The organism is Actinokineospora globicatena, from assembly GCF_024171945.1.
Taxonomy (GTDB): domain Bacteria; phylum Actinomycetota; class Actinomycetes; order Mycobacteriales; family Pseudonocardiaceae; genus Actinokineospora; species Actinokineospora globicatena.
Genome location: NZ_JAMTCR010000003.1, coordinates 30,266 through 51,487, shown reverse-complemented (window position 1 = coordinate 51,487; position 21,222 = coordinate 30,266). Strand labels below are relative to the sequence as shown.

The window sequence follows — 21,222 nt, the reverse complement described above, 5'->3', positions numbered from 1 at the left end:
TCTGGGGGGAGGGACCTCGGGGTGTTTCCCGCTGTCCTCGTGCCAGACAAGAATCGAACGCGTGCCTCTAGGCGGCCTTCAGCTCCAACCGAACCCGCTATAAGACGTCTATAGGTTCGAGCGGACCTGCTCCCGCCATCCCGCTGGGTCGAGTTCGGCCAGTTCGGTGGCTTCGCGCGCGTTCAGGGTCGTGAACAGGTCGCGTGCGGCGGTCCAGTGTTCGTGTGCCGAGTCGGGTTCGGCGGCGGCGAGGTCGCGCAGGGTGCGGGCCTCCCACAGCGGTAGCGCGAGTTCCTGCCACCCGGCCAGGGCAACGGCGAGCAACTCCCCCGCCGCTTCGTCGTCGCCTGCGGCCAATGCGGCCTCGCCCATGGTGCGGACCGCCAGTGCGACGCCGAAGCGGTCCTTGTTGCGCAGGAAGACCTCGTGGCACGCACTCAGCACGTCGGCGGCCTCCGTCGCGGATCCCTGGCGGAGCAAGGCTTTGGCCAAGGACTGTTGCGCGTACGCGGCGCCGAGCGGGTCGCCAGCCGCGTGCAGGACGGACTCGGCCTGCCTGCTCAGGTCGACGGCTTGGTCCAGTTCGCCGACCGCTCGGTGGCAGAGACCGAGGCCGCGCAGCGCCAATCCCTCGCCCCGCTGGTCCTCGAGGTCGCGGTAGAGCGCGAGGCAGGTCCGCATGGACTCGAAGGCCGCCGGGAGGTCACCGAGGTCGCGGTGGATCGCGCCGAGACCGTACTGCGCGGCGGCGACGACACTCTGGTCCCCGCCGCGTTCAGCCAGCTCGCTGCCCGCGACCAGGTGCGCGACGGCCAGGTCGAACTCGCCGAGTTCGCGGTGCACGGTGCCGAGGCCGACCCGTGCGACGCCGTGGATCAGGTCGTCGCCGACGGCCTCCGCGTGCTGCCAGGCCTGGGTGAAATGTGTTGTCGCGGCTGGGAAGTCGTCCTGCTCGTAGCGCAGGTGGCCGAGTCCGGCGTGCACCTTGGCCTCGGCCGCGCGGTCACCGGAGGTCCGCGCGGACGCCATGGCGACGTCGAGGATGCGCTGCCAGCCGTCGAACTCGTTGCGGGCCGCGAACGGGGAGCCGAGCAGGGCGACCATGAGCATGGTGGTGGAGCTGTCGGCGCCGAGTTCGTGGCCGCGCTCGACGACGCGGATCACGGTCGCGGTCTCGGCGGTCAACCAGCCGGTGGGGTCGCGGCGGACCTCGTCGGCCTGCCGGGTGTCCAGGTCCAGGTCGGTGCGCGAGGGCCGCAGCCCGAGGGTGACCCGGGGCATGCTGGCGGTGCCGATCTCCACCAGCGACAGCCAGGTGGCGAGCATGCGGTCGATGGCGGGGCCGACCGGGTCGCCGGTGGTCTGCTCGATGGCGAAGAGCCGGACCAGGTCGTGGAAGCGGTAGCGGACCCGGCCGACGGTGTCGACGCCGACGACCTCCAGCAGCCGCAGGTCGACCAGGTGCTCGACGATGTCCTCGGCCTCGTCGACGCCGATGTCGAGCAGCGGCGCGGCCAGCCAGGCGCCGAAGTCGGGCAGGTCGAGCAGCGCGAGCAGGTGGAACGCGGCGCGCTGGGCGTGGTCGAGGTCGGCGTGGTTGAGCTGCAGGCTCGAGCGCACCGCGAGGTCGCCGACGGCCAGCTCGTCGAGCCTGCGCCGCACGTCGGAGAGCCGGTCGGCGAGCGCCCGCAGCGGCCAGTGCGGCCTGGCCAGCAGCTTGGCCGCCGCCGCCCGGATCGCCAGCGGGACGCCGCCGCAGAGCCGGGCGATGGTCGCGGCCGCCGCCGGGTCCGCCGCCGCGCGCGCCTGGCCGATGATCGCCGCGAGCATCCTGGTGGAGGCGTCGGTGTCGAAGAAGTCGAGCTCGACGACCTCGGCGCCCTCCAGCCCGGTCAACCGCGAGCGGCTGGTCACGATCACCAGGCAGTGCGGCGACCCGGGCAGCAGCGGGCGGACCTGGTGCTCACCGACGACGTTGTCCAGCACCACGACCAGCGCGCGGCCCGCCACCATCCGCCGGTACAGCTCGACCCGGTCAGCCACGGTGTCGGGCAGGTCAGCGGCGGGCACACCGAGCGCGCCGAGGAACCGGCGGAGGGCGTCGCGGACACCGAGTTCGGGATCGACCCCGCGCAGGTCGGCAAAAAGTTGGCCGTCGGGGTAGTCCTCGCGCAGCAGGTGGGCGCTGTGCACGGCCAACGCGGACTTACCTGCGCCGCCGAAACCGGTAACCACGACCGTCGGCGTCGCGGTGTGCCCGTCTGCTCCGGAACGACCTGCGACCCGGCGTACGGCAGTCAGCTGGTCGGCGCGACCGACGAAGTCCGCGAGGTCGGGCGGCAGGTGCCTGGGGGCGGTGTAGGTCACGCGGGGGTACGGCGGCGCGGCGCCAACCGTTTCTCCTGGGTCGACCTCGGCGCCGACTTCCAGGACGGTGACAGCGGACTCGCGTGCCACGAGCGGCTGGAGGTTGCCGCTGAGGACGCCGGTGTGCACTTGCCGCAGCTTCTCCCCCGGTTCGACGCCGAGTTCGTCGCGCAGGTGCTTGCGGGCGTCCCGGTAGACGGCGAGCGCGTCGGCTTGGCGGCCACCCTCGTAGAGCGCGCGCATGAGCAGGCCGTGCGCCTCCTCCCGCAGCGGGTGGTCGGCGACCAGGCGCGCCATCCGGGAGCCCGCCTCGTCCGGGCGCTGGGTCGCCAGTTCGCAGCGGGCCAAGCCCTCCTCGATGGACAGGCGGTCCTCTTCCAGTCCGCTCGCCCTGGTCCGCGCGAAGGCCGCGTCGACACCGCCGAAGGCTTGGCCACGCCAGAGTTCGCGTGCCTGCCCGTACGCGGCGGCGGCCGAGACGTGATCACCGGCGCGTTCGAGGCTCCTGCCCTGGCGGAGCAGCTGCTCGAAGGTCTCCAGGTCGCTGTCCTGCGGCCGCAGGTCGAGCCGGTACCCGGGTGGTTGGGTGGCCAGGACCGACGGTGATCCGGCCGCGGCGAGTGCGCGGCGCAGGGCGGACACGTAGGTGTGCACCAGCGGCGTCGCGGAGCGGGGAGGGTCCTCGTCCCACAGCGCGGAGATCAGCTGCTCTATGGACACGACCGTCCTGGGTTGGGTCACCAGCGCGGCGAGCAGCGTCCTGGGCTTGGCGCCGCCGACCGGGACCACTCCCCCGTCGCCCCGCACCACGATCGGACCAAGGACCAGGACTCGCACACGCACCCCCAGGACATGCGGTTGACCAACCACAACAGGTACCAGACGAACGGGGTCGCGGCGGGCGGCGGCCACCAAGACGCCGCCATCCGGACCAAGATCACATCTGGCTCGACAGGTTGACAGGCTCAAGTGTGAGTGGTTAATTACTCCTATCGCTGGCCGACCTAGAGGAGACCCCGATGAGCACCACCCAGCAACTACACGTCGTGTTCGGCACCGGCCCGGCGGGGCTCACGTTGGTGGACGAACTGGTGTCCCGTGGGCACCGCGTGCGGGCGGTCAACCGCAGTGGTCAGGCGCCGGTCTCGGCCGAGGTCGTGGCCGCTGACATCACCGACCTGGACGCCATGCGCGCGGTCTGCGCTCACGCGACGGTCATCTACAACTGCGCGCACGCCCCCTACGAGCTGTGGGACGACCTGCTGCCCCAGCTCCAGGCCGGATTCCTGGCTGGCGCTAAGAGCAGCGGCGCGCGACTAGTGGTCACCGACACCCTCTACATGTACGGCCCGACCGGCGGTGCGCCGATGACCGAAGAGACGCCGCATAGGGCCACCTCGCACAAGGGGCGATTGAGGTCAGAGATCGCCGACGGGTACTTGAGCAGCGACGTTCCGGTGACCTTGGCTCGGGCGGCGGACTTCTATGGTCCGCGGGTCATCAACTCCGCACTCGGTGGCGCGGTGTTCTTCCCGGCCTTGCAGGGGGCACCGGTGTACGCGCTCGGTGACATCGATCAGCCACACGCGTACAGCTACATCGGTGACGTGGCGCGGGCGCTCGCGACCCTGGGCGAGCGGGATGAGGCGCTCGGACGGGTGTGGCACGTCCCGACCACGTCCGACCGCACCACCAGGCAGGTGCATGACCTGATCGGGCAGCGGCTGGGCGCGCAGATCAGGCACGACGTCCTGCCCGCGGCGACCGACCAGGCGTGGGGGCCGTTCGACGCGGTCTTCATGCGCGAGTACGCCGAACTGTTCTACCAGTACCTGGAGCCGCAGATCGTCGACTGCCAGGCCATCGCGGACACCTTCGGGCTGCGCGCGACGCCGATCACCGACGCGCTCGACGTCACCCTGGAGTGGTACCGGAGCTTGACAGCGGCGCCAGTGAGTGAATGATTAGTCACATGACCTCATCGACCAGGCGGCTGTCGACCGCAGGTGAGCGCCGCGAGGTGGTGCTGCGGACCGCGATCGGGACCTTCGCCGCGCGCGGGTACTACGGGACCACGACGTCCGAGGTCGCCAAGGCGGCGGGGATCTCGCAGGCGTACGTGTACCGGCTGTTCCCGGACAAGGAGTCGCTGTTCGTCGCGGTGATCGAACACTGCTCCACCCGGATGCGCGCCGCCTTCGCCGACGCCGCCGCCACCGCGACGAGCACCGACCCGGCCGCCGTCCTCGACGCCCTCGGCGAGGCCTACGCCCGGCTGATCGCCGACCGGGACCTGCTCCTGGTCCTCATGCAAGCCACCTGCGCCGCCAGCGAACCGGCCATCCGCGACGCCATCCGCACCTGCTACGCCCGCGAAGTCGAATACATCCGAGCCGTCTCCGGCGCCTCCGACACCGAAATCCAACACTTCTTCGCCCGCGGGTTCCTGTGCAACTCCCTGACAGCCATGGGAGTCGACGACCTGGACACCCCTTGGGCACGCACGCTGATGACCGGGATCCGGCACTTCTGACCTTTGTGGACTTCCCGGTTCGATCATCGTTCGACCAACTTGGCTGGCGGGTGTTGGTCGCGCTTGTCGTACCTGCTCACGACCAGCGGATCCCTTGCGGCACATGGCCCGAAGTTCATGCCGCTGGGTGACAGAAGTTATCCACATGTGGATCTTCGCTGGGGTGCTTTCAAGATCGACTGTCGGTGGGTCCCGGTAGACTGGCCCAGGGACGCCCCCCGGAGAGGGTGGGGGCTGGGCGGGGATGGGACCGCGCGCGGGCGCGAAGCGGGGCGGTGGGGGTAGGCCCGCATGGGCGCGAAGCGGGCTCGTGGGGGCAAGAGGGCGATTCGGGTCGGGTTTCTGCGCCGCCCGGAAGCCTTGACTCAGGCTGCTACCTGGCAGGTCTGACGACCGCCGGGCGCGAAGCGGCCTAGTGGGGCCGGAAAGCGATCCGGGGGCCAGGTTCCTACGGTTGGGAGACCGACGCCCCGGGGAGTTGGAGCTCCCCGGGGGTAAGCGGGTCAGAGGGTGATGCCGTGGGTGGACAGGTAGTCGACCAGGCGGGGTTCTTGGAGGGTGGTGGCTCGGGCGGCGGGGGTGAGGCGGCGGAGGATGGTGGCCAGGTGGGGGGCGTCGAGGTTGTGGTCGAAGAGGATGAGGGCGTTGAGGGCGGTGGTCCAGGCGGTGACGTCGGGGTCGGCCATGGCGCGGACCTGGTCCTCGAGCGAGAGGCTGCCCCACTCCTCGAACTGGTCGGCGAGGGGGCGCAGGAGGAACTCGGCGTTCGCGTGGCGTTCCTCCGGGGTCAGGGTGATCCCGGCGATGGCGGCGGCGCGGTGTTCGGGGTAGTCGCGGACGAGGCGGATGCGGAGTTCGCGGTCGGCTGACTCGATCAAGGCGGTGGGGTTGGTGGACGTGGCGATGGCGGTGCGCAGTTCCAGGCACTCCAGCCACTCGCGGACCTCCTCCTCCACGGCGGTGTACCGGATCCGGTCGCGCTCGGGCAGCGCGCGCCAGGCGGCGTCCTGCTCGGCCGGGGACATCGCGACGAAGCGGGTGACCCACGTGTGCAGCGCGTCGTACGCCGAGGTGTCGCGGCCGCCCGACGGGGTCGCCAGTGCGACGGTCGGGGCCTGCGGCTTGTGGTCGTCGATGCGGCAGGCCACCACGAGCAGCTTCGTCCACCCCTTGCGCGCCGCCTGCCCGAACACGCCCGTGCAGGTGTGGGGGCCGTCCTTCGGGCACTTGGCCGGGTCCGCGCACAGCCGCAGCGCGGTCGGCTGGGACCCGGACCCGACGAGGATCCGCGGTAGGTCGAGCTCGTTGAACGCGTCCACCGCGCGCAGCTGAACGGGGTTGAACGGCTTGTACCAGTAGTTCAGCACGGTGCTGCCCGGCGCGGCGACGTGCATCGGGGTGCGGTGGTGGTTCCGCTTGAGCAGCTCCAGGAGGTTCACCAGCAGCAGCGCCGACCCCTCGTCGGTGAAGAACTCCACCGGCAGCCCCTGGGGGACGGTCACCACCTCCGGCCCGTCGAACGACCCGTGCCCCATGACGATGCCCACCATTGACGACTCCTGACTCGACCAGTGCTGACGAAGATCAATCGTCGGGAGTGGAGCGGGTGTGACAGCCGGGCGGTCCACAGCGGACCCGAGCGCACCTGGAGCTGGTCCAGCTCGGGGGTGGGCAAGGCCACGCCCGCGGCGGAGTGGTTGACCGGGGGCGTCCGGGGTGGGGATGATCCCTGGTGATCGCGAGGGGGGCCGCGGGATGGTCGCGTGGGAATTCGGTGTACTGGGGCCGTTGACAGCCCGGCGGGACGGGACGCTGGTAGGGCTGTCGGCGGCGAAGCAGCGGATAGTGCTGGCGACGCTGGCGTTGCGGGTCGGCGAGGTCGTGCCGGTAGACCACTTGGTGGCGGCGCTATGGGACGAACGGGCGCCGTCCGGGGCTCGGCAGACCTGCCAGGCGTACGCGATGCGGCTGCGGCAGGCGCTGGGTGACCAGGACGCGGTGGTGACCAGGCACGGCGGTTACCTGCTCGACGTGGATCCCGAGCGGGTCGACCACGTGCGCTTCACCTCGCTCGTCGCCGAAGCGCGCGGGCTGGGAGCACGGGAACGCGCGGCGCTGCTGCGGCGTGCGCTGGAACTGTGGCGCGGCCCGGCGTTGGCCGACGTGCCGTCCGAGGCGCTGCACCGCGACGAGGTCCCCGCGCTCGCCGAGCAGCGGTTGTCCGCGCTGGAACTGCGCATCCAGGCCGACATCGAGCTCGGCGGCCACGCGGAGGTGATCGGCGAACTGCGCGCGCTGACCGCCGAACACCCGTTCCGCGAGGGTTTCTGGGGCGACCTGATGCTGGCGCTGTACCGGTCCAGCAGGCAGGCCGACGCGCTGCAGGTGTACCGGGAACTCGACGACACCCTGGCCGAGGAGCTGGGGTTGCGCCCCGGTGAGCGGCTCCGGCAGTTGCACGACGCGGTGCTGCGCAACGACCCGTCGCTCGACGCCGCGCCCGCGCCGGTGGTCGCCGCGCCGACCCGGGTCAGCACGGTCGCGCGGACCACGTTGCCGCCGGACATCGGCGACTTCGTCGGTCGGGCCGAGGAGGTCCGCTTGGCGGGTGAGCTGCTGACCACGCGCGGGGCGGCGGCGCCGATCGTGGTGCTGTCCGGGCCGCCGGGGGTGGGCAAGTCGGCGCTGGCGGTGCACGTCGCGCACCGGTTGCGACCGGAGTTCCCCGGCGGCATCTTGCACGTCAACCTGCTCGGCTACTCAACCGCGCAGACCATGGGGATCTCGCAGGCGTTGCGGTACTTCTTGCGCGCGTGCGACGTGCCCGCCGAGCAAATCCCGTTGGACCAGGACGACCAAGAGGTCGTGTTCCAGACCCTGTTGACGGGCAAGCGGGTCCTGCTGGTGCTCGACAACGCCGCGCACGCGGACCAGGTGCGGCGGCTCTTGCCCGCCGAGCCGTCGTGCGCAGTGCTGGTGACCAGTCGCAGCGATCTCCGCGGGCTCACGGCGTTGCAGGGTGCGCGCCGGATCCCGGTTGACGTGCTGGCCGAGCGCGAGGCACGGGCGTTGGTCGCGGGCATCGTCGGTGCGGCGGTCGACGCCGACCCCGTGGCCAGTGCCGAGCTGACGACGTTGTGCGGGCGGCTCCCCTTGGCGCTGCGGATCGCGGCGGCGAACCTGTCGAGCAGGCCGGTGCCGGATGTGGCGGACTACGTCAGCGAGCTGCGCCGCGACGACCGGATCGCCGCGCTGGCCGTGGAGGGTGACGAGTCGGCGGCCGTGGAGGCGACGTTCGTGCCGTCGTACCGGGCGTTGAAACCCGAGGCGCGCAGGCTGTTCCGGCTGTTAGGGCTAACGCCTGGGGCAGACTTCACGGTGCCCGCGGCCGCCGCGTTGCTGCGGGTGCCCTTCGACGAGGCGACCCGGTTGGTCGAACAGTTGGCGGCGGCCAGCCTGGTGCAGCAGAACGAACCGCGCCGCTACCAGTTCCACGACCTGCTGCGCCTCTACGCGGGCACCATCGCGCGCGACGAGGAGGACGCCCCGACCCGGGAACGCGTGCTGCGCAGGCTCTACGAGCACTACCTGCACACCGCCGACGCCGCCGCCGAACTGCTGAACCCGACCCTGGCGCGGCTCCCCCGCCCCGAGCCGACCACCGAGCCGGCCGTACCGCACCTGGCCGACGAGGAGGCGGCGGCGGCGTGGTTCGACGCGGAACGGGCCAACCTGGTCGCGGTGATCGAGCAGGCGGTCGCGGTCGCGCCGGAGTTCTCCTGGCACCTGACCGACGCGGTGCGCGGCTACCTGCACTCGCGGCGCCTGGACGCCGACCTGCTCACCGCGACCAACACCGCGATCGCCGCCACCGAGGCCAGTGACGCCCGGGTGGTGCGGGCCTGGCTGCACAACAGCCGGGGCACGCTGCACTGGAGCCGCGGCGACTACCCGGCGGCCATCGCCGACCTGACCGAGGCGCTCGCCGGGCACCGCGCCGAGGGTGAGCGGCGCGGGGAGAGCTCCGCGGTCGGCAACCTGGGCATCGTGCACCTGGAACTGGGCGAGCTGCGCACCGCCGTTGGCCACGCCAGGGCGGCGCTGGCGATCTGCCGGGAGATCGGCGACCCGCGCATCGAGGCCGCCACCCTGGTCAACCTGGGCGCCATGCACCTGGAGACGGCGAACCTGGCCGACGCGCGCAAGCACCTGACCGAGGCGCTGGCACTGGCCGACCGCTGGGACCTCACCCACACCGAGGCGACCGCGCGCAACAACCTGGGCGGCGTGTGCCTGCGCCAAGGCGACATCGACGAGGCGCTGGCCCACCACCAGGCGGCGCTGGCCATCTACCACCGGCTGCGCTCGCGTCACGACGAGGCCGAGGTGCTGCAGAACCTCGCCGCGACGTACCGGGAGGCCGGTCGCCTCGACGAGGCCGTCGAACACTGCCGACGGGCGCTCACCCTGGCCGAGCAGACCAGGAACCTGCACTACGAGGCCGACGCGCTCAACACCCTCGCCTCCATCGAGCTCCGGGTCGGCCACCGAGCAAGTGCCCTGGCCAAACACACCACCGCCCTCCGCCTCAGCCGCGACGCGGGCTACCGCCAAGGCGAGATCACCGCCCTGATCGGCCTCGGCGCCCACCACCGCGCCCTTGGTGCCCCGGAACTGGCTCGGGCGCCGGTCCAGGAGGCGTTGGCATTGGCCGAGCGCACCGGTTTCCGGCTCCGCGAGGGCCAGGCACTCGTCGCACTCGCCGGCGTGGAACTCGACCTGGGCCAGCACGCGACAGCAGCGGAACTCGCGGGCAGAGCCCTGGACATGGCCACCACCAACGGCGACACCCTCGGCCAAACCCGAGCCCGACGAGTACTCGACGCCCTAGCCAACGACGTGGCGGCGGCAACCCCGAGCCAATGACCGATCTGCTCCACGCCGGGAGCGCGACGAGCGGGTGGCCATCGCGTAGGCGGGCACGGGCACCGGTCCCGCTTGACTCTCATCCGCGCGAGGGCCAAGCAACCTGACACACCGCTTTGCCGATGGCCTGCCCTGCTGATCCGCTCCGCCTCCGGTCCCGGTTCCGAACCGCCTCCGGGTCCGCCAAGCCGCTTCCGCTCCGGGACAGCCGAGCCGCACCCACCGAGCCGCTCCGCGCAGCCCCCCACCCCACCGGCCCCGCTTCGCGCCCGCGCGCGCAGGCAACCCCTGCCCAGCCCCCACCCTCTCCGGGGGGCGCCCCTGGGCCAGTCTACCGGCACCCACCGACAGTCGATCTTGAAACCACCCCTGCGGAGATCCACATGTGGATAACTTCTGTCACCCGCAAGCATGAAAATCAGAGCAGATCGACAACAAGAGCCCTGGTCGCAGGCGGACAAGGCCCCGGCCGAAGTGTTCGGACAAAGATCGGCGCGGAAGGTGCTCGGCGGGCCGGTCGGGGGCGGTGACGCGGGGGCGTCAACCGCGAGTCAATGAGACGTCAACGGGGGTGAGCAGAGTCGTCACCAGTGCCTCTCGATGACGACGGGATCCTGACATGCGCAGCGTTTCGCGACGGAACTTCATGCTTGGTACGGCGGCCGCGGCCCTGCTCACGGCGGGTACCCGGGTCGGTACGGCGTCGGCGGCTCCCCGGGGGGCGGCCGCGCTGGGGGCGCCGGTGGACACCCCGGCGGTGCGGGCGGCGATCGCTCGGCTGCTGGGGCGGTCCGCGGACCAGTTCACCCTCCAGCAGTTGACCCCGGGTGCCGGTGAGGTGGATGCCTTCGAGATCGGCGGTACCCCGGGTGCGGTGCGGCTCTCGGCGAGCAGCCCGGTGGCGGCGCTCTCGGCGTTCCAGTGGTGGCTGAAGTACGTGGCGGGCGGACACCTGTCGACCAACGGTGACCGGATCTCGCTGCCCGCCACGTTGCCCGCGCCGCCGAGCACGATCCGGCAGTCGACCGAGCTGACCGAGCGCTACGCCTACAACTTCACCGTCTTCGGCTACACCAGCCCGTTCTGGAGCTGGTCGGAGTGGGAGCGGGAGCTGGACCTGCTGGCGGCCAACGGGATCAACCGGGCGCTGGCGCTGATCGGGCAGGAGATCGTCTGGTACGACACCTTCCGCGACTTCGGGCTCGACGAGCTCACCGTGCGGCAGTGGATCGCCCAGCCCGCGCACCAGCCGTGGCAGTGGTACGGGGAGATCACCGGCTACGACGAGGACGCGTCGGCGTTCAGCGGGCCGGTCAGCGTGGGGTTGTTGCAGCGCCGAGCCGCCCTGGGGGTGCGGATCGTCGACCGGATGCGGGAGCTGGGCATCACCCCGGTGTTCCCGGCGTTCGTCGGGCACGTGCCGGACCAGATGTTCGCCGACGAGCACCCGGGAACCAACATCCCCGCCCAGGGCGACTACGCCGGTCACGCCAGGCCGTACTGGCTCGACACCACCGAGGCTCTCTACCCGCCGGTGGCCGAGCGGTTCTACGAGGCGCAGGCCGCGCACTTCGGGACCACCACGCACTACTCCAACGACCTGTTCCACGAGGTCGGCGAGTCGGAGCTGCCCGCGCTGCTCAACGGCGCCGACCTGGGTGACGCCGCGGTGGCCGTGCAGGACGCGTTGGAGGCCGCGGTGCCCGGGGCGATCTGGCTGATGCAGGGCTGGCAGGACAACCCCCAGCTCGACGTGCTCAACGCCGTGGACGAGAACAGGATCGTCGTGCTCGACCTCGACTCCGACGACACCGGCAAGTGGGCGCAGACCGGGGCGTACTGGGGTGTGCCGTGGTGCTGGGGGTCGATCCAGAACTTCGGCGGCAGGCCGGGGATGTTCGGCAACCTGACCGACGCGGGCCGCACCCTGCCCGGGATCCGCCAGTCCAGCACCCGCAAGCGGCTGGTCGGCACCGCGTGGGTGCAGGAGGGCACGCACAACAACCCGGTCGTCGGCGACCTGCTCGGCGAGGTGGCGTGGCGGCGGGACCCGGTGGCGCTGGAGCCGTGGGTGCTGGCCTACGCCCGCCGCCGCTACGGGGTCGACGACCCGCACGCCGCGCAGGCGTGGCGGATCCTGCTCGACACCGCGTACTCGTTCAGCAAGAGCGGGCACACCACCGGCGAGGGGCCGCACGAGTCGTTCTTCGCGATGGAGCCGACGCTGGACCTGGTCAACCGGTCGGTGTCGATGTTCGGTCCGGACGACCCGCGCTACGACCTCGACGACTTCGCCGCGTGCCTGCCCGAGCTGCTGCAGGTGCCGTCGTCGGTGCGCGGCCTGGCGACCTACCGCTACGACCTGGTCGACGTCACCCGGCAGGTGCTGGCCAACCGCGGCCGGGTGCTGCTGGCGCGGATCAGCGCCGCGTTCGACGACGGCGACACCGACGCGGTCACCGACGACGCGGACCGGTTCCTGCACGCGCTCGACCTGTCGAACGAGATCCTCGGCACCGACAAGCACTGGCTGCTGGGCACGTGGCTGGAGCAGGCGAAGGCCTGGGGTGCCACCGCGGGCGAGCGGAACTCGTTGGAGTGGAACGCGCGGTCCATGCTCACGATCTGGACCATCGACGCCGCCGACACCCTGCGCGAGTACGCGCACCGCGAGTGGCACGGCCTGCTCAGCGGCTACTACCGGCCCCGCTGGGAGCGCTTCTTCGACGCGCTGCCCGACGCCATCGACGCCGGTGACGGCGAGCCGTCCTTCGACGACTGGAACGCGCGCGGCAACGCGTGGAGCCAGCAGCGCGAGGTCCACCGCACGCAGCCGGTCGGCGACACCTTCACCATCGCCTCCCGCATCGCGGGCGAACTGGCCGCCGACCCGCTCTAAACCTGATCAGTCCCGTTTCCACTGTCTACAAGCGACAAACAACCAACTCCCTGGGGACAGCCATGCCTGAGATCACCCGTCGATCCCTCTTCCGAGGCGGAGCCCTCGCCGCCACCGCCATCTACACCAGCAAGGTCTTCGGTTCCGCACCGACCGCCTCCGCAACCCCACTCACCGGGTTCGCGGTCGCCTACAACGCGGTGAACATCAGCCCGATCACCCGGGGCTGGGGGGTGACCTGGATGGGCGGCTACGGCTGGGGAAATCGCTACGGCGTCGCCGACGAGGCAGCGCGCCCGATCACCGCGCACTGCCTGGCGATCACCGACAACGGCTCGATCAACGTCCTGCTCCGCGCCGACGTGGTCAGCGTCCCGCACAACATCCACGACCAGATCCGGAACCGGGTGGTCGATGAACTGGGCATCGCCAGTTCCGACTTCCTGATGGCGTCGAGCCACACCCACTCGGGTCCGTTCATCGGGACCTCCCACCCCAGCCCCAAGGTCCTGCTCAACGCCACCAACGCCGATGTCACCGCCATCGACTACCTGACCGGCCTGTTCGTCGACGAGATGGTGGACCTCGTGCGCCGGACGGTGCAGGAGACGCCGATCCCGGCCACCCTGCACTACGCCGAGACCGCCGCGCAGATCGGCCAGAACCGGACCAACCAGGGCTACGTCATCCACGACGTCCCCGTCCTCACCGTCCGGTCGCAGGCCGACGAGAGCCTGCTCGCCGTGCTGTTCGGCGCGTCGACGCACCCGGTCTGCCGGGGCAACGGCGGCAAGGAAGACGTCTTCGACAGCGACTACTGCGGTGCGGCGGCGGAGTTGATCGAACAGCAACTCGGCGCCATGGCGTTCTTCTTCCTCGGTCTGGCAGGCGATATCAACCCCATCGGGGAAATCACCGACCGGGTTCCGACCTACCCGGACGAGATCGGTTCGGTCCTCGGCGACGCTGTGATCGACCTGGTGAACAACGGGAGCTTCACCCAGCTCTCCGGCGGCATCACGACCGAGCTGCGGACCATCGATCTCCCGTTCTCCGTCGACACGGGCAACGCGGCGGTCCGTGCGGCGCTGAAGTCGAAGTTCAACACCCGCGTGGGGCCGAACCCGCCCACCGGGACGGGCACGGCGGAGCGGGCACACGCGCAGATGATGATCGACCAGATCAACGCGGGCAAGCTGCCCACCAGTGTGCCGATGACCATCCAGCGCTGGCGGCTCGGCGGGCTGACGATCCTGGCCCTGGCCAACGAGGTGGTCAGCGGCTACCACTACGCGATCAAGGCCATCGCCGACGAGCTGGAGGTCGGCAACCTGTGGATCATGGGGTACGCCAACGAGGTCAATTGCTACGTCCCTTCCGATAGCCTGCTCTGGGCGGGCGGCACCTACGAGGCAGCCTGGGACGGCGTCGACAACTCGATCGCGAGCCTCGCCTCCAGCCAGATCGTCTACGGGTGGCCGTCACCGCTGAAGGCCTCGCCCAACGGGACCAGTCCGGCGACCGCGGCCAGCGCTGAAGGCCTGATCCTGCAGACCTGCCAGTCCCTGCTCGCCTAGGCCCCCACCGTGCACCTGTGTTTCGTCTCCGGCACCGACACCTGCCGCTCCCCCATGGCGGCACTGGTGGCGGGCGAGTACCTCAGCAGAGCGGGCCTGCGCGACCGGGTGCGCGTCACCAGCGCCGGGATCGGCCCCACCACTCCCGGTGCGCCAGCGGACCGGCGGGCGACCGAGGCACTGGCGCACCGGGGTTACCCGGTCGGGCACGTGGCCACCCTGCTGGCCCCGGACCACCACGCGGCCACCGCGCTGCTGGCGATGGACCAGGCGCAGGCGAGCGCGCTGCGCCGGATCGTGGTGTGCGCGCCCAAGGTGCGCCTGCTGCGCGAGTTCGACCCGGCGGCCCCCGAGCCGCCGGAGATCCCCGACCCCTTCTACGGGGGTCCAGCACAGTTCAGGGAGGTGTTGACCATGATCGAGGCGACCATGCCCACCCTGGTGACCTGGGTCGAGTCCCGGCTCGGGACCGAGCTCACCATCTGAGGAAGCCCCCCCCCCCCGAGAGGTCGCAAGTGGACACTGTCCACTTGCGACCTCTTTGCGTTGCGGCACAAGCGGACCGCCATGACGGGTGACGTCAACGCCGAGTCAAGGGAACGTCACCGCGGGCCACCAGGATTGTCCTAACAGTCCACCGAGAACCTGGGGAACACGACATGCGAAAAGCACTCCCCGCCGCCATCGCGGCGGCCACCACGGCCACCCTGCTGGCCTTCCCCCAACCGGCGCTGGCCGACACCCCCGCCGCCGACCGGATCGCGGTCCTGGAAGGGGGCAACCTGTTCGTCAAGGAGGGCGCGCTCGACGCGAGCTGGGAGTTCCAGGAGTCCGGCGTCACCGCCTACCAGCTCGACAGCGACCGCGTCGGCGTCCTGAAGTCGGACGGGTCGCTGCTGGTCAAGGAGGGCGACCTCGCACCGGGGTGGTACACGGTCAACGCCGACTCCGTCACCGACTTCCAGCTGCGCGACGGCCGGATCGCCTTCACCGAGGGCGAGGACCTCTACGTCGTCGACGCCGACGGCATCGACAGCACCCCGGTGCACCAGGCCGACAACGTCGCCGGGTTCGCCATCGAGGGCGACCGGGTCGCGGTGCTGACCACCGACGGCGACCTGCTGGTCAAGGAGGGCGACCTCGGGCCGGGCTGGGTGACCGTCAGCGCGGCGAACGTGACCGCGTTCGACCTCGAGGACGACCGCATCGCCTACACCGAGGGCACGGACCTCTACGCCCAGGAGGGCGACCTGGACGCGCCGTCGGTGCTCCAGGACTCCGATGTCGTGAAGTTCCAGCTCTCCGGTGACCGGGTCGGCGCGCTCACCAGTGCGGGCGACCTGCTGGTCAAGGGTGGTGACCTGGAGCCGGGTTGGGAGCAGATCAGCGCGAACGGCGTCACCGACTTCAAGCTCGACGGCGACCGCATCGCCTACACCGAGGGCGACGACCTCTGGGCGCAGGAGGGCGACCTCGACGCCGCCTCACTGCTGCAGGAGGAGGGCGTGAGCGCCTTCGACATCGACGGTGACCGGGTCGCCGTGGTCAAGGGCGGCGAACTGCTGGCCAAGGAGGGCGACCTGGAGCCGGGTTGGCTGACCATCGACGAGGACAGCGCCACCGGCGTCAGCCTCCTCGCCGCCACCCACGCGCCGCCGTCCGGGCAGCTGGTGACCTTCGAGGACCTCAAGGCGATCTACGGCAACATCGGTGCCGAGGCCGTCGTCCGGGAGGGCCTGCCGAGCCTCAACCAGGCCATGGTGGCCGGTCAGATCGACAACCCGCGCCGGATGGCCGCGTTCCTGGCGACGCTGCGCAACGAGAGCGGTTTCCGCTACAACGCCGGTGAAGCGGGCCAGACCGGCACCTACCGCGGGCGCGGTTTCATCCAGTTGACCAGCAACGCCAACTACACCAGCGCGGGCAACTACCTCGGCGTCAACCTCGTCGGCAACCCGGACCTCGCCGCGTCCCTGACCTACAGCGCGCCCATCGCCCAGTGGTACTGGACGGTCGCCCGCTCCTACACCAACGCCGCCGCCGACGCCCTCGACATGGGCCGGGTCGACGCCGCCATCGGCTACGCGCCCAACGCCCGCGAGGACGTGGAGCGCTGCAACGACTTCAAGGCCGCGCTGCGCTACTTCAACGGCGGCGAACTGCCCGTCGGCGCCATCGACTGCGTCCGCTAGTCAACCCCGATACCGAGAAGAGGCCACAATGGACATCCCAGTGACCACCAAGACGAGATCGCGGCGGACCAGGTACGCCGTCGCCCTCACCGCGGGCCTGACCGCCCTCGCCCTCAACTCCGCCGTCGCGCCGACCGCCAGCGCCGCGCCCGCCCCCTGCGAGGTGCTGACCACCGGCGCGGGACCGCTGGCCGAGCTGGCCGTGGTCAAGGCCTGCGAGCAGGTGGGCGTCAACTACGTGTACGGCGGCGGCCACGGCACCAACCCCGGACCGACCGGCGGCGGGCTCGACTGCTCCGGTCTGGTCAGGTACGCCTACGCGCTGGCCACCGGCGAGGACATCATCAACGGCTCCACCAAGGTGCAGTGGCAGTCCTCCCGGGCCGTCGCCCGGTTCACCAAGGCCGAGGGCTTCGCCCCGCTGCTTCCCGGCGACCTGCTGTTCTACGGGGCCAGCGCGGGCAGCATCCACCACGTGGCGCTGTACCTGGGCGCCGGGCAGGTCGTGCACGCGCCGTACACGGGCACCAAGGTCCGGGTCGCCAACGCGGCGATGGACGGCGACTACTTCGGCTCGATCCGCCTGTTCGCCGGTGGGACAACGGCACTGCCCGCACCGGGCGTCGACCGGATCGCCTACACCGAGGGCGACACGCTGTGGGCCAAGGACGGCGACCTCGACCTCCCGCCGGAGCTGCAAGAGGACGACGTCGCGAAGTACCAGTTCGAGGGCGACCGGGTCGGGGTGCTGACCCACGGCGGCGCGCTGCTGGTGAAGGAGGGTGACCTCGGGCCCGGCTGGCACACGGTCAACGCCGACTCGGTGACCGACTTCGAGCTCAGCGGTGCGCGCATCGGCTTCACCGAGGGCGAGGACCTCTACGTGGTCGACGGTGACATCGACGGTGCCGCCGTGCTCCAGGACGCCGAGGTGGCCGCGTTCCAGGTCGAGGGCGACCGGGTCGGCGTGCTGAGCACCGACGGCGACCTGCTGGTCAAGGAGGGCGACCTCGAGCCGGGTTGGGTGGAGGTCGCGGGCGGTGTCCGGGACTTCCAGCTGCACGGCGCCCGCATCGCCTACCGGGTCGGCGGCGACCTGTGGGCGCAGGACGAGACGCTCGACGCCGCGTCGACCCTGCAGGAGTCCAACGTCGCGGCCTACCAGCTCTCCGGTGACCGGATCGCGGTGCAGACCACGGCGGGTGCGCTGCTGGTCAAGGAGGGTGACCTCGGCCCGGGTTGGGAGATCGTCAACGCCGACTCGGTCACCGCGTTCCACCTCGACAGCGACCGGATCGCGTTCGCCGAGGGCGACGAGCTGTGGGCCAAGGAGGGCGACCTGGACGCCGGGTTGACGCACCTCGCCAGCGACGTCGACAGCTTCCAGCTCGACGGCGACCGGATCGCGGTCCTGCGGGACGGGGCGCTCGACGTCAAGGAGGGTGACCTGGACGCGGACTGGTACCCGGTGAACCCGGACTCGGTCACGACCTTCCAGATCGGCGCGGACATCACGCGGCCGGTGCGCTAGCCGAGCGGGAAGAACCGGGTGGGGCGGCCAGGGCTGCCCCACCCGGTTCCGGCTATCCGGCGTAGGTGATGAAGTTGATCGCCGCGGTGTTGCCCGGACCCGCGACGAGGCGGTTGATCAGGGTGGTCGCGGGGCCGCAGTCGCGCAACGGCGGGATGGTGAAGGTGCCGCTCATGAGGTTCGGGGTGCCGTTGAACCTGAAGTCGGGGCCCGAGGTCAGCGGCAGTTCGACCGTCGTCGAGCAGTTCGGGGTGGCCACGGTGCGGCCGCCGAGGGTGACGCGGGCGATGGTGACCTTCTGCCGGATGGTCTCGGTGAAGACGCCGCCCTGGAAGGTGCCGGTGGCGGGGTCGAGCGGGGTGAACTCGAGGTGGGCGGTGCCGAGGCCGCCCAGGCGGACCTGGGTGGGGGCGAAGGTCGGGTTCGAGGTGTGGTTGCCCGTGGCGAGTTCGCGCTTGGTCACCTGCTCACCGAGGAGTTGGACGTGGGTGCCCTTGATGGTGACCGAACCGCCGGTGTCGAAGTAGTTGTGGGTGAAGAAGGACCTGGTGCGGATGGGGAACACCTCGCTGCGGCGTTCGTAGCCGCGCTCGACGGCCCTGATCCGGATGTAGTGGTCGGTGTCGGGCTTGAGGCCGGTGAGGGTGCCCGTGGTGTTGCCCGCGCCGATGAGGCGCAGTGCGGGCACCTCGTCGACCAGGATGTCGTAGCCCAGCGGCGGGCCGAGCAGACCACTGGTGGGATCCCAGGAGACGGTGATGCTGTCGGTGGTGATGTTGCTGAACTTCAGGTTCTTCGGCGCCGGGTGGTACTCGGCGATGACGCTCTCGGTGCGGATCGACAGCCAGCGCTTCGGCTCCGGCAGCGTGCACTTCGGGTGGATGCCGCCGCGGACGACCGGGGAGGTGTCGGCGCGCCGCGGGTACAGGTTGGCCCACAGGCCGGTGAGGTCCACGTTGTTGGTGCCGACGAGCTTGCTGGTGTACGCCGGTGAGGTGTAGCCGACGGCCGGGAAGACCAGGTCGCGGCCCGCGGTGAGCGGGAGGCTCGCGAGGGCCAGGGTGTTGACCGCCTCGGCGGTGTTGGCCCCGCTGATCGCCAACGACAGGTTCAGGTAACCCGAGACGCTGGTCGCGCCCTTGGCGATCAACCCGTCGACGGTGGCGGCGGGCAGGGTGACGGTGCCGGTGATCCGCCGGGCCTCGGCGACGGGACTGAGGTAGGCCGGGGTCTCCACATCGGTGGTGACCGCGACCCGCACCGGACCCGCGAGGGGGTCGGCGCACTGGGCGGTCACGTCGAGGGTCACGACCTGGGCCGCCGCCGGGACGGCGCTCAGACCGACGGCGGCGATCGCGGCTGTCGCGGCCGCGATGATTCTCCTTGTGCGCACAGGACTTCCATTCGCTCAGGGAAGCAGGGTGATCACATGCTATGGCCGGGTTCGTTGACTGCCAACGAGATTGCGCCGAAAGCAGGCCGAAGGTTCTCTGTTCGAACAACTCGACGGTGACTACTGGCCACCCAGTCCGGTTTCAGAGATACCCCGCACGAGGTATCGCTGCAGGACGGTGAAAACGAGGATAATCGGCAGGATGGACACTGTGGCGGCGGCGAACAGCAGGGTGGTCTTGGGGTTCTGCGCGGTGAGCAGACCGGACAGGGCTACCTGGACGGTCCACGTCGACGAGTCCTGGGCGATGACCAGTGGCCACAGGAACTGGTTCCAGCTGCCGATGAAGTCGATGACCGCGATGGCGGCGAGGAACGCCGTCGAGTTGGGCACGACCACGCGCCAGTAGACGCCCCAGCGGGACAGGCCGTCCAGTCGCCCGGCTTCCTCGAGCGGTACGGGGAAGTCCAGGAAGTACTGGCGGAAGAGGAAGACGTTCACCGCGCTGAACAGGCCGGGGACCACCAGCCCGCGCAGGTCGGACAGCCAGCCGAGGCTCGACACCACGACGAAGCTCGGCACGAAGGTCACCGCTGTCGGCACCATGAGCGTGGCGACGACGGCGTAGAGGACCTTGGCCGCGTGCCGGTACGGGATCCGCGCCAGGCCGTAGCCCGCGAGTGAGCACAGCACCACCTGGCCCACGGTCTGAGCTATCGCGACTACTGCCGAGTTCAGCAGGCTGCGGGCGAACGGGATCTCCTTGTAGGTGAACACATCCGCGAGTGCGGGCCATCCTTTGGCCACGAGGACGGCGAAGGGCAGCAGGAACAGCGCGGCTGTCAGGACCAACGCCGTCCATCGGGCGAGTGATCGCATCAGGTCGGCCTCCGGAACACCCGGCCGGACAACAGGGTCGCGAGGGCGATCACCAGGGCCAGTACGACGGCGCCCGCACTCCCCCGCCCGAGGTCTTGCCCACCGGAGCCGAGCGAGGTGTAGTACAGGTACACCAGGGGTGGACGTGCGAACGGTGGGTATCCGCGTGCGTCGCCGAGGATGTTGTAGAACTCGTCGAAGGCCTGGTAGGCGTTGATCAGGTTGAGGGTGAGGACGGCGACCAGGGCTCCGCGCAGGCCCGGCAGGGTGATGTGGCGGAAGGACTGCCAACCCGTTGAGGCGCCGTCGATCCAGGCGGCTTCGTAGAGGTGCGTGGGGATCCGTTGCAGCGCGGCGATGAACAGGAGCATGTAGAAGCCCAGTTGCAGCCACAGGCGGGCGGTGACCAGGACGACCCAGTACAGCGGCGGTTCTACCGTGCCGATCCAGGCTTCCGGGTCGGCTCCGAACCAGCCCAGGACGGTGTTCGCGATGCCACTGTCCACTCCGGGGAACAGCGACATCTTCCACACCAGCGACGCCACGACGTAGGAGCAGGCGAACGGGAGGAAGTACACCGACCGGAAGAAAGCCCGCGCCCAGGTAACCTGGTTGACCAGCAACGCGAGGGCGAGTGAGAGGACCACTGTGGTCGGGACGATGAACGCGGCGAACACGGTGAAGGTGCCGATGCTGTCCAGGAAGGCTCGGTCGGTGAGGATGTCGATGTAGTTCGCGAGGCCGACGAACTCCGTTGGGGTGACGGTGTTCCGCGCATCGAACATGCTGAGGTAGGCGCTCCAGGTGATGGGGACGTAGGTGAACAGGAGCAGGCCGATCGCGAAGGGGCCGACGAACAGCCAGAACACCAGCGTGTTCCGGCTGTTCGCCCTCTTGACGATCGCTCGCATTGGGTGCGCCGGGT

13 protein-coding genes are annotated in these 21,222 nt (G+C 70.5%); 8 read left to right on the top strand and 5 right to left on the bottom strand.

Annotated elements, in window-relative coordinates:
* Nucleotides 1-108: 108 nt before the first annotated feature.
* A complete protein-coding gene (locus LV79_RS13670; RefSeq protein WP_253836189.1) occupies nucleotides 109-3,204 on the bottom strand; it encodes an AfsR/SARP family transcriptional regulator in 3,096 nt (1,031 codons plus the stop codon).
* A gap of 182 nt (nucleotides 3,205-3,386) precedes the next feature.
* On the opposite strand from LV79_RS13670, the gene LV79_RS13665 reads away from it, so the two are divergent.
* Together LV79_RS13665 and LV79_RS13660 are read left to right on the top strand one after the other, a co-directional pair.
* Nucleotides 3,387-4,331 (top strand): NAD-dependent epimerase/dehydratase family protein, encoded by a 945-nt coding sequence (locus LV79_RS13665; protein ID WP_253836187.1) that lies wholly within the window; start codon nucleotides 3,387-3,389, stop codon nucleotides 4,329-4,331.
* 8 nt (nucleotides 4,332-4,339) lie between these two features.
* Nucleotides 4,340-4,900, top strand: a complete 561-nt coding sequence (locus LV79_RS13660) for a TetR/AcrR family transcriptional regulator (RefSeq protein ID WP_253836178.1) — start codon at nucleotides 4,340-4,342, stop codon at nucleotides 4,898-4,900.
* A gap of 503 nt (nucleotides 4,901-5,403) precedes the next feature.
* Here the strand turns inward: LV79_RS13660 and LV79_RS13655 are convergent.
* Nucleotides 5,404-6,450, bottom strand: a complete 1,047-nt coding sequence (locus LV79_RS13655) for a putative adhesin (RefSeq protein ID WP_253836176.1) — start codon at nucleotides 6,448-6,450, stop codon at nucleotides 5,404-5,406.
* Nucleotides 6,451-6,688: 238 nt separating this feature from the next.
* Here LV79_RS13655 and LV79_RS13650 point away from each other — a divergent pair, with 238 nt between their 5' ends.
* The 6 genes from LV79_RS13650 (at nucleotide 6,689) to LV79_RS13625 (ending at nucleotide 18,025) form a co-directional block, all read left to right on the top strand.
* Complete coding sequence (locus LV79_RS13650) at nucleotides 6,689-9,826, top strand: AfsR/SARP family transcriptional regulator (RefSeq protein WP_253836174.1); 3,138 nt, start codon at nucleotides 6,689-6,691, stop codon at nucleotides 9,824-9,826.
* A gap of 619 nt (nucleotides 9,827-10,445) precedes the next feature.
* Nucleotides 10,446-12,725 carry an alpha-N-acetylglucosaminidase gene (locus LV79_RS13645; RefSeq protein ID WP_253836172.1) on the top strand — a complete coding sequence of 760 codons (2,280 nt, stop codon included), beginning with the start codon at nucleotides 10,446-10,448 and terminating at the stop codon, nucleotides 12,723-12,725.
* A 62-nt stretch (nucleotides 12,726-12,787) separates the two neighbouring features.
* A complete protein-coding gene (locus LV79_RS13640; RefSeq protein WP_253836170.1) occupies nucleotides 12,788-14,302 on the top strand; it encodes a hypothetical protein in 1,515 nt (504 codons plus the stop codon).
* A gap of 9 nt (nucleotides 14,303-14,311) precedes the next feature.
* Nucleotides 14,312-14,788 carry an arsenate reductase/protein-tyrosine-phosphatase family protein gene (locus LV79_RS13635; protein WP_253836167.1) on the top strand — a complete coding sequence of 159 codons (477 nt, stop codon included), beginning with the start codon at nucleotides 14,312-14,314 and terminating at the stop codon, nucleotides 14,786-14,788.
* A gap of 173 nt (nucleotides 14,789-14,961) precedes the next feature.
* Nucleotides 14,962-16,494 (top strand): glycoside hydrolase family 19 protein, encoded by a 1,533-nt coding sequence (locus LV79_RS13630; protein ID WP_253836165.1) that lies wholly within the window; start codon nucleotides 14,962-14,964, stop codon nucleotides 16,492-16,494.
* Nucleotides 16,495-16,522: 28 nt separating this feature from the next.
* A complete protein-coding gene (locus LV79_RS13625) occupies nucleotides 16,523-18,025 on the top strand; it encodes a C40 family peptidase (RefSeq protein WP_253836162.1) in 1,503 nt (500 codons plus the stop codon).
* Between the two features lie 52 nt (nucleotides 18,026-18,077).
* On the opposite strand, the gene LV79_RS13620 is transcribed toward LV79_RS13625, so the two are convergent.
* The 3 genes from LV79_RS13620 to LV79_RS13610 form a co-directional block, all read right to left on the bottom strand.
* A complete protein-coding gene (locus tag LV79_RS13620; RefSeq protein ID WP_253836160.1) occupies nucleotides 18,078-19,418 on the bottom strand; it encodes a fibronectin type III domain-containing protein in 1,341 nt (446 codons plus the stop codon).
* Nucleotides 19,419-19,538: 120 nt separating this feature from the next.
* Complete coding sequence (locus LV79_RS13615) at nucleotides 19,539-20,297, bottom strand: carbohydrate ABC transporter permease (protein WP_253836159.1); 759 nt, start codon at nucleotides 20,295-20,297, stop codon at nucleotides 19,539-19,541.
* Nucleotides 20,297-21,208, bottom strand: coding sequence for a carbohydrate ABC transporter permease (locus LV79_RS13610; protein WP_253836157.1), 912 nt, complete (start codon nucleotides 21,206-21,208; stop codon nucleotides 20,297-20,299). The genes LV79_RS13615 and LV79_RS13610 overlap by 1 nt, the downstream gene beginning before the upstream one ends.
* Nucleotides 21,209-21,222 lie beyond the last annotated feature (14 nt).

What these genes read in the sequence shown, in the direction of transcription:
- LV79_RS13640 (WP_253836170.1), top strand. Translation starts at nt 12,788, where the DNA reads ATGCCTGAGATCACCCGTCGATCCCTCTTCCGAGGCGGAGCCCTCGCC.
- LV79_RS13645 (WP_253836172.1), top strand. Translation starts at nt 10,446, where the DNA reads ATGCGCAGCGTTTCGCGACGGAACTTCATGCTTGGTACGGCGGCCGCG.
- LV79_RS13630 (WP_253836165.1), top strand. Translation starts at nt 14,962, where the DNA reads ATGCGAAAAGCACTCCCCGCCGCCATCGCGGCGGCCACCACGGCCACC.
- LV79_RS13625 (WP_253836162.1), top strand. Translation starts at nt 16,523, where the DNA reads ATGGACATCCCAGTGACCACCAAGACGAGATCGCGGCGGACCAGGTAC.
- LV79_RS13655 (WP_253836176.1), bottom strand. Translation starts at nt 6,450, where the DNA reads ATGGTGGGCATCGTCATGGGGCACGGGTCGTTCGACGGGCCGGAGGTG.
- LV79_RS13665 (WP_253836187.1), top strand. Translation starts at nt 3,387, where the DNA reads ATGAGCACCACCCAGCAACTACACGTCGTGTTCGGCACCGGCCCGGCG.
- LV79_RS13610 (WP_253836157.1), bottom strand. Translation starts at nt 21,208, where the DNA reads ATGCGAGCGATCGTCAAGAGGGCGAACAGCCGGAACACGCTGGTGTTC.
- LV79_RS13615 (WP_253836159.1), bottom strand. Translation starts at nt 20,297, where the DNA reads ATGCGATCACTCGCCCGATGGACGGCGTTGGTCCTGACAGCCGCGCTG.
- LV79_RS13660 (WP_253836178.1), top strand. Translation starts at nt 4,340, where the DNA reads ATGACCTCATCGACCAGGCGGCTGTCGACCGCAGGTGAGCGCCGCGAG.